Below are 13,161 nucleotides of genomic sequence, written 5' to 3' on the forward strand. Positions count from 1 at the left end.
GGCGCCCGTCCGTCGTTGCTTTCACCACAAACCCGGTCCTGCCGCCTTGACGCCATGGCCCACGCGTGGGCATCATTCGGTCTTTTCCGAAATGCGAATTATTCGCATTTGTATTGACATTTACATACAGGCCTGCCTGTCTTCCTGCTGTTCCATCATGAGCCGCCAAGTCCTTCGCGCCGCGCGAGCGCGCGCACCCCAACCTCGCCATCTCGCCGTGCTGGCGCAACTTGCCGTGCTCGCCGGTTTTCCGGCGACGGCCGCGCTGGCGCAGCAGGCCGCGGCGCCGGCCGATGCGGCATCGCTGCCGGCGGTGACCGTGAGCGCCTCGGCGGCGGACGATTCCGGCCTGCAGCTTGAGAAAAAGGCCAGCGCCGGCGCGCTGGGCTCGCGCACGCAACTGGACACGCCCTACTCCACCACCATCGTCACCGGCGAGGACCTGGCCGAGCGCCAGGTGGCCAAGCTGGGCGATGTATTCACCATGGACGCGTCGGTCAGCGACAACGGCAACGGCTACAACAGCTGGTCCAGCTACCTGAGCGTGCGCGGCCTGCAGATCGACTGGCAGAACGGCTTCAAGATCAACGGCCTGCCGTTCGTGGCCTACGGCATCACGCTGCCGTACGAGCACATGGAACAGGTGGAGTTGCTCAAGGGCCTGCCGGGCTTCATGTACGGCTTCGCCACGCCGGGCGGCATCGTCAACTACGTCACCAAGAAGCCGACCGACACCTTCACGGCATCGTTCGAGCTGGGCTACCGTGCCGCCAATGTCTGGAGCGAGCACGTCGACCTGGGCGGCCGCGCCGGCCCGGACAATATGTTCGGCTACCGCCTGAACGCGACGCACGAAGAAGGCACCCCGTACAACGCGCGCAATATCCGGCGCGACAGCGTGTCGCTGGGGCTGGACGCGCGCCTGACCAGGGACCTGACCTGGACCTTCGACTCGATCTACCAGGACCGCCGCGCCACGGGCCAGATGCCGTCGTTCAGCCTGTGGAGCTATGGCGATACGGCGCTGCCGGGCGCGGTGTCCGGGCGCATCCGCAACTTCGCCGGCGCCGACCAGCACCTGAACACCAACCTGCAGCTGTACAGCACCGGCCTGCGCTACCAGATCAATCCGGACTGGGCGGTCAGCACCAGCTACAGCTTTACCAAGGTCAACCGCAGCCGCAACGAAAGCACCTACAACCTGCTGAACCAGGCCGGCGACTACATCGACCAGCGCTACGACACCGCGCAGAACCAGCAGGTGGGCCAATGGCAGGCGATGCTGGAGGGCAAGTTCCGCACCGGCCCGTTCGGCCACCAGCTGGTGGCGGGCCTGTCGTGGCAGAAGCAGATCGACCGCTATGACAACAACGGCTTCGGCGCGGTCATCGGCACCGGCAATATCTTTGTGCCGAACACCAACACGTATTACAGCTCGACCGCCTTCAGCAAGGTGCGCAACAGCGACATCACGCAGAAGTCGGTGTTCGCCAGCGACACCGTGCAGCTGACCGAGCGCTGGTCGGTGCTGGCCGGCCTGCGCGTGACCAATTTCGAGCAGAACGGCTATGTGCCGGTCACCTCCAGCTACAGCAAGAACGGCGTGGTCACGCCGACGCTGGCGCTGATGTTCAAGCCGGTGCCCACCGCCACGGTCTATGCCAGCTATGTCGAAGCGCTGGAGCCCGGCTCGATCGTGCCGGACGGCTACACCAACGCGCGCCAGCTGCTCAGCCCGATCCGCAGCAAGCAGTATGAAATCGGCGTCAAGGCCGACCAGGCCGCGTGGAGCGCGACTGCCGCGGCCTTCCGCATCGAGCGCGGCGCCGAGTACGACAGCATCAGCGGCGGCGTGCCGACGCGCCAGCAGGACGGCACCTCGATCTACCAGGGCCTGGAGCTGGCGGGCGTGTACCGCCTGGGCTCGCAATGGGAGTTCGGCGCCAGCGCGATGTATCTCGATTCGTACTACGACAAGGGCGTCGCCAACAGCGGCAACCGCGTGGCCGGCGCGCCCGGCTTCATCATGGCCGGCCGCGTCAGCTACCGCGTGCCGTTTGTGCCGGGATTGCGCCTTGGCTTCGACGGCAAGTACACCGGCAGCACCAAGCTCAATGCGGGGAATACGCTCGAGGCCGGCGGCTATACGGTGTTCAATCTCGGGGCCAGCTACAGCACGCGCGTTGCGGGCAAGGACCTGACGTTGCGGGCGGCTCTGAACAACGTGACCAACAAGCGCTATTGGGGCTTCCAGTACGAGAACTACATCCAGCCGGCGGATCCGCGGAGCATCAGTTTGACGGCGAGGATTGCGTATTGAGGTTTTGCCGCATGTGCGCGATGACACCCGCTCTCTGTGAGCGGGTTTTTTGTTGGTTCTCGCTGCGCTTGGGGTGTGGAAGTTGGGTGGGTTGTCGTGCTTGGCGGGCGTGGCTGTTTCGCCGGCGCAGCCGGCGACCTACTTCTTGGCCGAGCGCCAAGAAGTAGGCAAGAAACGCGTCGCCTATGCGGCTGGCAATCAATTCCGCGGCGTTGGTGGTTCGGGGGGTGGTGATTTCCGTTTGGCGTGGGTGCCCGTTCGAACCTGCTAACGCTATGTGAGTCAGGGGCGGTGCCTTCGACCACTGACTTTTGAACGATCCCAACAGGGTGTAGGCAGCCTGCTGCTGGCGCTATCGGTGGGACGCCTTCGGCTGCGCTGCGCGCGCTCCCTATCTCAGGTGTGCTGCTCGGGCACGGAGTGCGTCGCTGCGCTCGCACGGCGCTGTCGCGGGCGAGCCCAAAGGACTTCTCCCTTCCGCCTGTTTGCTTCCCTCGTCCGCTTGCGGGAGAGGGCCGTGGGAGAGGGCCGGAGCATCCACGAAGTCACCCGCATCAATCCCCACCCCTCACATCCCCCGCCTCCCACCTTCAGGGAAAACGAATGTTGACAATCACAAATCCGTGATCTACAACATCGTCTACACACTCAATCAATTTTGTAGACAATTTAGTAGACACATAAACACCCTCCCGCACAGAGCCCCGAAGGGCCGCGCGTCGCCTATCGTCAAGACACACATCTGCCAGGAGACTCAGATGCTGCAAACCACCGCAACACCCGCCGACGCAGCGCAGGCGCAGGCCGGGCATGCCGCACACGGCAACGCCCTGATCAAGCCCAGCTATGACGAACGCCTGACCAACGAGGACCTGGCGCCGCTGCGCAAGCAGACCTGGGGCACCTACAACATCTTTGCGTTCTGGATGTCCGATGTGCACAGCGTCGGTGGCTATATCACCGCGGGCAGCCTGTTCGCGCTGGGGCTGACCAGCTGGCAGGTGCTGGTGTCGCTGCTGGTGGGCATTGTCATCGTGCAATATTTCTGCAACCTGGTGGCCAAGCCCAGCCAGGTGACCGGCACGCCTTATCCGGTGATCTGCCGGGCCTCCTTCGGCGTGCTCGGCGCCAATATCCCGGCCATCATCCGCGGGCTGATCGCGGTGGCGTGGTACGGCATCCAGACCTACCTGGCATCCAGCGCATTCCTGGTGCTGGCGCTGCACTTCTTCCCGTCGCTGGCGCCGTATGCCGACGTCAAGCTGCACGGCTTCGCCGGGCTGTCGACACTGGGCTGGGCCGCGTTCATGGTGCTGTGGGTGCTGCAGGCGCTGGTGTTCTGGACCGGCATGGAGACCATCCGCAAGTTCATCGACTGGGCCGGCCCGGCGGTGTACGTGGTGATGATCGCGCTGGCGATCTGGCTGGTGAACAAGGCCGGCTGGGAGAACGTCAACTTCACGCTGAGCTTCGTCAAGTACACCGGCTGGGAAGCGGTGCCGGTGATGCTGAGCGCGATCGCGCTGGTGGTGTCGTACTTCTCCGGGCCGATGCTGAACTTCGGCGACTTCTCGCGCTATGCCAAGGATTTCAAGTCGGTCAAGCGCGGCAACTTCTGGGGCCTGCCGGTCAACTTCCTGGGCTTCTCGCTGCTGACCGTGATCACCACCTCGGCCACGCTGCCGGTGTTCGGCAAGCTGATCACCGATCCGGTGGAGACGGTGAGCCATATCGACAGCACCTTCGCCATGCTGCTGGGCGCGTTCACCTTCATGACCGCGACCATCGGCATCAACATCGTCGCCAACTTCGTGTCGCCGGCGTTCGACTTCTCCAACGTGTCGCCCAAGCACATCAGCTGGCGCACCGGCGGCATGATTGCCGCGGTGGCCTCGATCTTCATCACGCCCTGGAACCTGTACAACAACCCGCAGGTGATCCACTACACGCTGGATGTGCTGGGCGCCTTCATCGGCCCGCTGTTCGGCATCCTGATCGCCGACTATTACCTGGTGCGGCGCCAGCACGTGGAAGTCGACGACCTGTACACGCTGAACCCGCGCGGCCGCTACTGGTACCGCAATGGCTTCAACCCGGCGGCGGTGGCCACCATGATTCCCGCGGCCATCATCCCGATCCTGTGCGTGGTGGTGCCGGCCTGGCAGGCAGCGGCGAACTACAGCTGGTTTATCGGCATGGGCATTGCGCTGGTGCTGTACCGGCAGCTGGCGCCGCGCATGATGCCCGGGCACCTGGGCAGCCGCGCCGCCACCCAGGCGTGATGCCGCCCATCCTTGAACCGACCCACGATTCCGACCGCACCGAACCGAGCCGTGTCCATGAAGCTGAAGATTATCAATCCCAATACCACCCAGAGCATGACCGACAAGATCGGGCAGTGCGCCGCCGCCGTGGCGGCCCCCGGCACGCGCATCAGCGCGGTCAGCCCGCGCATGGGCCCGGCTTCGATCGAAAGCCACTATGACGAAGCGCTGTCGGTGCCGGGCATCCTCGACGAGATCCTGGCCGGCGAGCAGGAAGGCGTGGATGGCTACGTCATCGCCTGCTTCGGCGACCCGGGCCTGTACGCCGCGCGCGAAGTGGCGCGCGGGCCGGTGATCGGCATCGCCGAGGCCGCCATGCACATGGCCAGCGTGGTCGGCAGCAGCTTCAGCGTGGTCACCACGCTGGCGCGCACCTGCAATATCGCCTGGCACCTGGCCGAGCGCTACGGCATGAAGCGCTTCTGCAACAACGTGCGCGCCTGCGACCTGCCGGTGCTGGAGCTGGAGCGCCCCGGCTCGGACGCGCGTCGCATCATCACCGAGGCCTGTCGCCGCGCGCTGGTGGAAGACCGCAGCGAATGCATCGTGCTCGGCTGCGCCGGCATGACCGACCTGTGCGACGAGATCGCCGACGCCATCGGCGCGCCGGTGATCGACGGCGTCTCGTGCGCGGTCAAGCTGGCCGAGGCGCTGGTCTCGGTGCGCCTGGGCACCAGCAAGCGCGGCGACTGGGCGCGGCCGCTGCCCAAGGCGTATGCCGGCATGCTGGCGCCCTATGCACTGAACTGAGCACTGAACTGAGCACTGAACTGAGCGCTGAACTGATGTTTCCAGACCCACTTACCTTATCGCGCAACATGCTCCACACACGTTATCCCCGCGACCTGACCGGATACGGTGCCCAGCCGCCCCACGCACGCTGGCCTGGCGGCGCGCGCATCGCCGTGCAGTTCGTCCTCAATTACGAAGAAGGCGGCGAAAACTGCGTGCTGCACGGCGACGCCGGCTCCGAGCAGTTCCTCTCCGAGATCGTCGGCGCCGCGGCCTACCCGGACCGCCACATGAGCATGGAGGGCATCTACGAATACGGCTCGCGCGCCGGCGTCTGGCGCATCCTGCGCGAATTCGAAAAACGCGGCCTGCCGCTGACCATCTTCGGCGTGTCGATGGCGCTGCAGCGCCATCCGGAACTGACCCGGGCCTTCGTCGAACTGGGCCACGAGATCGCCTGCCACGGCTGGCGCTGGATCCACTACCAGAACATCGACGAAGCCACCGAGCGCGAGCACATGCGCATCGGCATGCAGATCATCAAGGACCTGACCGGCGCGCTGCCGCTGGGCTGGTACACCGGCCGCGACAGTCCCAACACGCGCCGGCTGGTGGTCGAGCATGGCGGCTTCCTGTACGACTCGGACTACTACGGCGACGACCTGCCGTTCTGGACCGAGGTCGAAGTCAGCGGCGGCGAGAGGAAGCCGCACCTGGTGGTGCCGTACACGCTGGATTCGAACGACATGCGCTTCGCCACGCCGCAGGGCTTCAACACCGGCGAGCAGTTCTTCCAGTACCTGAAGGATGCGTTCGACGTGCTGTATGAAGAAGGCGATCCCGCGGGACAGGACAGCCCCAAGATGCTGTCGGTCGGCATGCACTGCCGCCTGCTCGGCCGCCCGGGCCGCTTCCGCGCGCTGCAGCGTTTCCTCGATTACGTGCAGGGACACGACAAGGTGTGGATCTGCCGCCGTGTCGATATCGCCCGGCACTGGGCGCAGGTGCATCCGTTCCAGGCGCGGGACGCGGCTGCCCAGGCGCGCACCGCCTGCCAGGAAACCGCCGCCGCCTGACCCCCGCGGCCTCGCTGTCGCCATAGTTGTGTACGATATAGCCGTGTTTCGTCGCCAGTTCCGGCGACGGGCTCAATGTCCGTACCCTGATATGGCAACCACATCGAAAAAGGCGGCGTCCGGCGCCGCCGCCAAAACCCCGCGCCGCGCCGCCGCCAAGGCTGCCCCCGGAGCCTCGCAGAAGACCATGCAAAAGGCCTCGGCCAATACCGCCCCGGACGACGAGAGCGGCCAGGAAGGCGCCGGCAGCGAGGCCTCTGCCACCGAGGCGATCTACCTGAGCCTGCTCTACGCCATCATGGAGCACCGCCTGCTGGCGGGCACCAAGCTGGTCGAGGAGCGGCTGTGCGAAGTGACCGGCGCCAGCCGGGCGCGCATCCGCCAGGTGTTCGCGCGCCTGGCGCACGAGAAGCTGGTCACGCTGGTGCCCAACCGCGGCGCCTTTGTCTCCAGCCCGACTGTGGACGAAGCGCGCGAGGTGTTCCAGGCGCGCCGCGTGGTCGAGCCCGCGCTGGCCGCCGAACTCGCCCAACGCGCCACGCCGGCCAAGGTGCGCAGCCTGCGCCGCCATGCCATGGAAGAAGACAACGCGCGCGCCCGCGGCGACCGCGCGGCGATGATCCGCCTGTCGGGCGAGTTCCATATCCTGCTGGCCGAGATGGCCGGCAACGCCATCCTGGAAAAGCTGATCCGCGAGATGGTGTCGCTGACCTGCCTGATCATCACGCTGTACGACCGCCCCGGCGCCCCCGCCTGCGCCGAGCACGAGCACCGGCAGCTGATCGACGCCATCGAACAGCGCGATGCCGCGCGCGCCAGCGCGCTGATGGCGGAACACCTGGAACACATCGAAGGCTCGCTCGACCTGAGCATGCCGGACAGCGGCGCTCCGGACTTCTACAGCATCTTCAGCAAGGGCTGAAGCGGGCCACGCCAGCCCGGGCCGGCATTGCACTCCGCGTCCGGCAGCCTAGACTGGCTGCATGACAAGGCGGCGCCCCTGCGCCGCAGGGAGGTCCATCATGGACACCATCGAGCCGCCCGCCGCGACCGGGCGAGCGCCGCTGGCGTTTGCGCGGCTGTATGCGGATGCGGCCGGCGAATCGCACTTCGCGCCGCTTGCCGTTGCCGTCACCGAGCGCCTGTTCGCGCCGCCTGCGCGCGCGTTCTGGGTATCGCCGCTGGAGGAAGCCGCCCGGCAAGGCTTCCTGGTCGTGCCCGCTGGCTGGGTCGGCGAACCACACCCGTCGCCACTGCGCATGTGGGTCTTCGTGCTGGGTGGCGCGATGGAATTCGAGGCGAGCGATGGCGAACGCCGCGCGCTGCCGACAGGCAGCGCACTGCTGCTCGAAGACACCACCGGCAAGGGCCACGCCAGCAAGGTGGTCGGCCCCGCCGACGCCACGCTGGCCGTGGTGCAGATGCCGGTGCCGCCGGCCTGAAGCCCATGACCGCGCCCGAGCCAGCGGCACCCTCCAAGCCAGCCCCGCAGGTGGTGCCGACCGGCTACCGCCAGGGCATCATCACCGCGATCACCGTGCTGCTGGGCTTCTCGCTGGGATTCTGGCGCTTCTGGGGCTTCGAAAGCCCGGGCGAATGGGACTGGCGCTCGCTGCTGGCGGCGGTGGCGCTGCTGGCCGCGGTGGTGCTGCAGATCGTCGCGCTGTTCCGCGCGCTGCGCGTCGAGGACGATGCGGTGCCGGAGTATCGCAAGACGGTGCGCTGCTTTATCGCCTCGGCCATTGCGCTGGTGATCGGCCTGGCCGCGGCGATGATCGATGCGGCGCTCGAAACCTAGGGTCCGATGATTTCGATGCTGTCGACACGGTCCGGATAGAACGCCAGGTACGCGCCGATGGCGGCAACGGCGGCATACGGCGCCTCATAGCTCCACACCGCATTGCGCCCGCGCTCGCCGCCGGCCGGAATGGAGAAGTAGCTGCAGTCGCCCTTGTACGGGCAGTAGGTGGCATGCGCGCTGCGCTCGAGCCGCGCCATGTCGACGTGCGCGCGGGGGATGTACTGCACCGGCGCATAGTTTGCCTCCTGCAGGGTCAGCGCCCCATCGCTGTCGGCAATCGTGATGCCGGCCACCTTGACCACCACCCTGCCGGCGGTCGGCGTGATGGAGATGGGATGGTCGGGGCCGGGGATCCTGACGGGCTTGCCTGGCATCATCGTGCTCCTGCATGGCGGGATGCAGGACATTCTAGGCGCTTGCCGGTCAATGTGCCGCGTGTGTCGTCGCCGGCCTATTCGACCTTTACGTTGGCCTTCTTCACCAGCGCGGCGTAGCGTGCGGCTTCGCTGCGGAAGAAGGCGGCGGCGGCCTCGGGCGTGCCGGGCTCGATCACCGTGCCCTGCTTCTTCATCGCTTCCAGCACTTCGGGAGACGTGAAGGCTTTGGCAAAGGCATCGTGCGTGCGTTTGACTTCGGCCGCCGGCATGCCGGCAGGGCCGATGACCGCGAACCAGCCGGCGACGTTGTAGCGCGGCAGGCCCTGTTCGGCGATGGTGGCAATGTCCGGCGCGGCGGCGCTGCGCTGGTCGCCGCACAGGCCGATGGCGCGCAGCGTGCCTGCCTTCAGGTGCGGCGCCACTGCGTTGAGCGCGACCACGCCCATTTCCACCTGTCCGGCCAGCAGGTCGTTGACCATCGGACCGGTGCCCTTGTACGGCACGTGACGTGCCGTCACGCCGGCCTCGTCCAGGAACATCTCGCCCGCCAGGTGGATGATGGTGCCGTTGCCCGACGAGGCGTAGTTGTAGCTGTCGGGCCTGGCCTTGAGCAACGCCACCAGTTCCTTCACGTTCTTCGCCGGCACCTTGGGGTTGACCACCAGCACCAGCGGCGTGGTGCCGATCACGCTGATCGGCGTAATGTCCTTGAGCGCGTCGAACGGCATCGCGCGGAACACGCTGGGGTTGATCACGTGGTTGTTCGATACCAGCCCGAGCGTGCTGCCGTCAGGCTGGGCCTTGACCACCGCGGCGGCTCCGGTGATGCCGCCGGCCCCTGGCAGGTTCTCGATCACCACCGGCTGGCCGAAGGCCTTGCCCAGCGCCGGCCCGGCCGCGCGCGCGATGTTGTCGACGCCGGAGCCGGCGCTGATCGGCAGGATCAGGCGCACGGGCTTGCCCGATCCGCCCTGGGCCAGCGCTTCGAGGCCGGGCACGGCGAGGATGACCGCCAGCATGGCGGGAAGCGCCAGCGCGGACTTGAGCAGGATGCGACGTTGCATGCTTTGTCTCCGTAATCGTTATCGTAGGGCGTGGCGGTTGCCGCTGTGCCGCGGCATACCCCTCAGGCGCTTGCGCGGCGTTCCGTGCAGAGCCGCGCCAGGATTTCTTCGTTGTGCTCGCCGGCGCGGGGCAGCGGGCTGCGCACCCCCGGGCGGCGGCCGCCCATCAGCAGCGGCAGCAGCACCGTGGGCGTGGTCGAGCCGTCGTCGGCCTGCATCGGCACCAGTCCGCCACTGGCGAGCAGGTGCGGATCGTCGAGCAGCTGGTCCGGGCGCACGATCGGCGCATAGGGAATGCCGGCCGCTTCGAGCTTCGGCGCCAGTTCCGCGCAGCGATGGTGGCGCAGGATCGCGCCCAGCTCTTCCAGCAGTTGCGGGCGCACCGCGACGCGCGCCGCGTTGCTGGCGTACTCGGGCTTGCCGATCAGTTCCGGATGCTCGAGCACGTGGCACAGCGTGACGAACTGCTTGTCGCTGACCGCGCCGATAAAGAGCTGCTCGTCCTGTGCCAGCATGAACACGTCATACACGCTCCACGCCGACACGCGCGACGGCATCGGCGGCGGCGGCTCGCCGGTCATCGCGTATTGCTGCATGTGCTGCGAGGCCAGGAACACGCAGTTCTCGAACAGCGCGCTCTGGATCTCCTGTCCCTTGCCGGTGCGGTCGCGTTCGCGCAGCGCGGCCAGCACGCCGATCGCGCCGAACATGCCGCCCATGATGTCGTTGACCGAGGTGCCGGCGCGCAGCGGCCGGCCGCTCGGACCGGTCATGTACGACAGGCCGCCCATCATCTGCACCACTTCATCGAGCGCCAGCCGGTGCTCGTAGGGACCGGGCAGGAAGCCCTTGTGCGACACGTAGATCAGGTGCGGGTAGTCGCGCGACAGCGTGGCGTAGTCCAGCCCCAGCTTCTGCATCAGGCCGGGACGGAAGTTCTCCAGCAGGATGTCGCTCTGGCCCGCCAGTTCGGCAGCGGCGGCGCGGCCTTCATCGGTGGTGATGTCGAGCACCACGCTTTTCTTGTTGCGGTTGAAGGCGCGGAAGAAGCCGATGCCCAGGCCCGGCAGGTTGCGCGTCTTGTCGCCGCCGGGCGGTTCGACCTTGATCACCTCGGCGCCCAGGTCGGCCAGGATCATGCCGCAGGTGGGGCCCATCACCATGTGCGTGAATTCGACCACGCGCACGCCGGCGAGCGGCAGGGAGTTGCTGTTGTCTTGGGTCATCTCTTGTCTCAGGCAGCGATGGCCGCGGGGCGCGCCGCGTAGGTCTTGGGCAGGCCGGCGCGCCACAGCGTGCCGTGCAGGGTCTCGTCGCGCAGCCAGCCGGCCACGTCTTCGCGCAGCGCCAGCAGGCGCCCGATGTCGATACCGGTCTCGATGCCCATGCTGCCGAGCAGGTAGGCCAGGTCTTCGGTGGCCACGTTGCCGCTGGCGCCGGGCGCATGCGGGCAGCCGCCGATGCCGGCCAGGCAGGCGTCGAAGCGGGTCACGCCGGCTTCGAGCGCGGCACAGACATTGGCCAGCCCGAGCCCGCGCGTGTCGTGGAAATGGCCGCACCAGAAGCGCTCGCCGGCGATGGCGATGGCGCGCGCAAACAGCTCGCGCACCATGGCCGGATCGGCATAGCCGACGGTGTCGGCGAGGCTGACGCGGTCGGCGCCGGCATCGAGCAGCGCCTGCATCAGCCGCAGCACTTCATCGGCCTCGACATGGCCCTGCAGCGTGCAGCCGAAGGCCGTGCCGACGCCGCCTTCGATCAGCGTCTTCGCGCCGCTGGCATCGCGCGCGGCGCGGATGCGCGCCACTTCGGCAACCACTTCATCGGGCGTCTTGCGCAGGTTGGCAAGGCTGTGCGCGTGGCTGGCCGAGAGCGGCACGATCATCAGGTCGGCGCCGCATTCCAGCGCGTCCTGCGCGCCGCGCAGGTTGGGCACCAGCACCGACGTGAACAGGCCCGGCAGCGTGCGCGCGAACGCGACCAGTTCGGCGGTATCGGCCAGTTGCGGCAACAGGCGCGCGGGGACGAACGAACCGACCTCCAGTTCGCGCAGCCCGGCAGCGTGGGCGCCGCGGATCCATGCAAGCTTGCTGGCGGTGGGCAGGATGGTGCGGAGGCTTTGCAGGCCATCGCGCAGACCGACTTCGCGGATCACGGCCTGGCTGGGAAAGGAGTGCGTCATGGCGGATTGATGAGGCTGGGGGGCGACCGTCCAACTCTATGAGTTTCTTCGGACAAGCTGAAGCGATGATTTGCGCATCCAGGCATGCCGAAACGGAAAGTCATCCGCGCCCGTCGTTCATGCTCGGGATTTCCCGGATGCGATGTCACCGGCCGACGCTGGCGGGTAACATTCCCGGCAGGAAAGCCAGCCGCCCCCGCCATGCGAGACCTCGACCTCACCACGCTGCGCCTGTTCGTCGCCGTCTGCGAAACCCGCAACATGGCGCGCGCGGGCGAACAGGAACACATCGTCGCTTCGGCCATCAGCAAGCGCCTGGCGCAACTGGAGGAAACCGTCGGCGCCACGCTGCTGGAACGCCGCCGCCACGGCGTCATCCCCACGCCCGCCGGCGAGATCGTGCTGGGGCATGCGCGCGCCATGCTGGCTGCGGCCGACCGCGTGACGCGCGACATGGCCGATTACGGCTCCGGCGTGCGCGGGCAGGTGCGCCTGCTCGCCACGGTGTCGACCATGGCGGAATCGCTGCCTGACGACATCGCCGCCTTCATGCAGTTGCCGGCGCACCGCGACGTGCGCGTGACCATCGAGGAGAGCCTGAGCAGCGAAGTGGTCAGCGCGCTGCGCGACGGCACCGCGCCGCTGGGCATCTGCTGGGACGCGGCCGACCTGGAAGGCTTCCAGACCCGCCCCTACCGCAGCGACCACCTCGCCGCCGTGGTCTACGCGGGGCATCCGCTGGCGCAGTCGGATAGCTGCCTGTTCGAAGACACGCTGGACTACGACCAGATCGCCATGCCGGCGCAGACCGCGGTGCAGATCATGCTGGCACGCTACGCCGCCATCCAGGGGCGGCGCATCGCGCACCGCGCCGTGGTGTCGACCTTCGACGCCGCGCTGCGCTGCGTGCGTGCGCAACTCGGCATCGTCATCATCCCGGCCGAGATCGCCACGCTGATTGCCACGGCCTTCGGCCTGCGCGTGATCCCGCTGCGCGACGACTGGGCGCGGCGGCGCTTTGCCATCTGCTGCCGCGACTTCTCGCTGCTGTCGCCCGCGGCGCAGCTGCTGGTGCAGTTCCTGGAAGACGCCGCGGCGAAGGAAGCGGCGGGTGCCGTGCCTGCGCCGGCCCGGTCACGGCGCAGGCGGTAAGTCGCCGCGCAACTTCCTGTTCGTTTCGAGGGTTAGCCCGAGGCGTTTTCGCAAGCTTATGTTGCGTGCCGTTGCGTAGACTGGCTTGCGTTTTTCGCCGCCGGCCACGATGGTTGGATAGGAAAGGCCGGGC

The 13,161-nt window shown here is 67.4% G+C and carries 12 protein-coding genes; 8 read left to right on the top strand and 4 right to left on the bottom strand.

Annotated features, from left to right (window positions below; all coding sequences use genetic code 11):
* Positions 1 to 157 precede the first annotated feature (157 nt).
* From CBM2588_RS19025 to CBM2588_RS19055, 7 genes are all read left to right on the top strand, one after another.
* Positions 158 to 2,320 carry a TonB-dependent siderophore receptor gene (locus CBM2588_RS19025; protein ID WP_115681975.1) on the top strand — a complete coding sequence of 721 codons (2,163 nt, stop codon included), beginning with the start codon at positions 158 to 160 and terminating at the stop codon, positions 2,318 to 2,320.
* Between the two features lie 758 nt (positions 2,321 to 3,078).
* A complete protein-coding gene (locus tag CBM2588_RS19030; RefSeq protein ID WP_115681977.1) occupies positions 3,079 to 4,602 on the top strand; it encodes an NCS1 family nucleobase:cation symporter-1 in 1,524 nt (507 codons plus the stop codon).
* Between the two features lie 57 nt (positions 4,603 to 4,659).
* Complete coding sequence (locus CBM2588_RS19035) at positions 4,660 to 5,394, top strand: aspartate/glutamate racemase family protein (protein ID WP_115681978.1); 735 nt, start codon at positions 4,660 to 4,662, stop codon at positions 5,392 to 5,394.
* 68 nt (positions 5,395 to 5,462) lie between these two features.
* Positions 5,463 to 6,452: an allantoinase PuuE gene (puuE, locus tag CBM2588_RS19040; protein ID WP_115681979.1), complete on the top strand. Its 990-nt coding sequence runs from the start codon at positions 5,463 to 5,465 to the stop codon at positions 6,450 to 6,452.
* Positions 6,453 to 6,543: 91 nt separating this feature from the next.
* On the top strand, positions 6,544 to 7,374 hold the full coding sequence (locus tag CBM2588_RS19045) for a GntR family transcriptional regulator (protein WP_115681980.1): 831 nt from the start codon (positions 6,544 to 6,546) through the stop codon (positions 7,372 to 7,374).
* A 100-nt stretch (positions 7,375 to 7,474) separates the two neighbouring features.
* The gene (locus tag CBM2588_RS19050) at positions 7,475 to 7,894 is read left to right on the top strand and encodes a cupin domain-containing protein (RefSeq protein WP_115681981.1); all 420 of its coding nucleotides are present in this window, start codon (positions 7,475 to 7,477) and stop codon (positions 7,892 to 7,894) included.
* Between the two features lie 5 nt (positions 7,895 to 7,899).
* Entirely contained in the window at positions 7,900 to 8,250 is a 351-nt protein-coding gene (locus tag CBM2588_RS19055; RefSeq protein ID WP_115681982.1) for a hypothetical protein, read from the top strand.
* On the opposite strand, the gene CBM2588_RS19060 is transcribed toward CBM2588_RS19055, so the two are convergent.
* The 4 genes from CBM2588_RS19060 to CBM2588_RS19075 all read right to left on the bottom strand — a co-directional run bounded on the left by CBM2588_RS19060 (position 8,247) and on the right by CBM2588_RS19075 (position 11,876).
* A complete protein-coding gene (locus CBM2588_RS19060) occupies positions 8,247 to 8,627 on the bottom strand; it encodes a DUF427 domain-containing protein (protein WP_115683655.1) in 381 nt (126 codons plus the stop codon). The genes CBM2588_RS19055 and CBM2588_RS19060 overlap by 4 nt on opposite strands.
* Positions 8,628 to 8,704: 77 nt before the next feature.
* Positions 8,705 to 9,694, bottom strand: coding sequence for a tripartite tricarboxylate transporter substrate binding protein (locus tag CBM2588_RS19065; RefSeq protein ID WP_115681983.1), 990 nt, complete (start codon positions 9,692 to 9,694; stop codon positions 8,705 to 8,707).
* Positions 9,695 to 9,756: 62 nt separating this feature from the next.
* The gene (locus tag CBM2588_RS19070) at positions 9,757 to 10,920 is read right to left on the bottom strand and encodes a CaiB/BaiF CoA transferase family protein (RefSeq protein WP_115681984.1); all 1,164 of its coding nucleotides are present in this window, start codon (positions 10,918 to 10,920) and stop codon (positions 9,757 to 9,759) included.
* Positions 10,921 to 10,928: 8 nt separating this feature from the next.
* A complete protein-coding gene (locus CBM2588_RS19075; RefSeq protein ID WP_115681985.1) occupies positions 10,929 to 11,876 on the bottom strand; it encodes a hydroxymethylglutaryl-CoA lyase in 948 nt (315 codons plus the stop codon).
* A 201-nt stretch (positions 11,877 to 12,077) separates the two neighbouring features.
* Between CBM2588_RS19075 and CBM2588_RS19080 the strand changes: the two genes are divergently transcribed.
* Complete coding sequence (locus CBM2588_RS19080) at positions 12,078 to 13,028, top strand: LysR family transcriptional regulator (RefSeq protein ID WP_115681986.1); 951 nt, start codon at positions 12,078 to 12,080, stop codon at positions 13,026 to 13,028.
* The last annotated feature ends 133 nt before the right edge of the window (positions 13,029 to 13,161 follow it).

The organism is Cupriavidus taiwanensis, from assembly GCF_900250075.1.
Classification (GTDB): domain Bacteria; phylum Pseudomonadota; class Gammaproteobacteria; order Burkholderiales; family Burkholderiaceae; genus Cupriavidus; species Cupriavidus taiwanensis_C.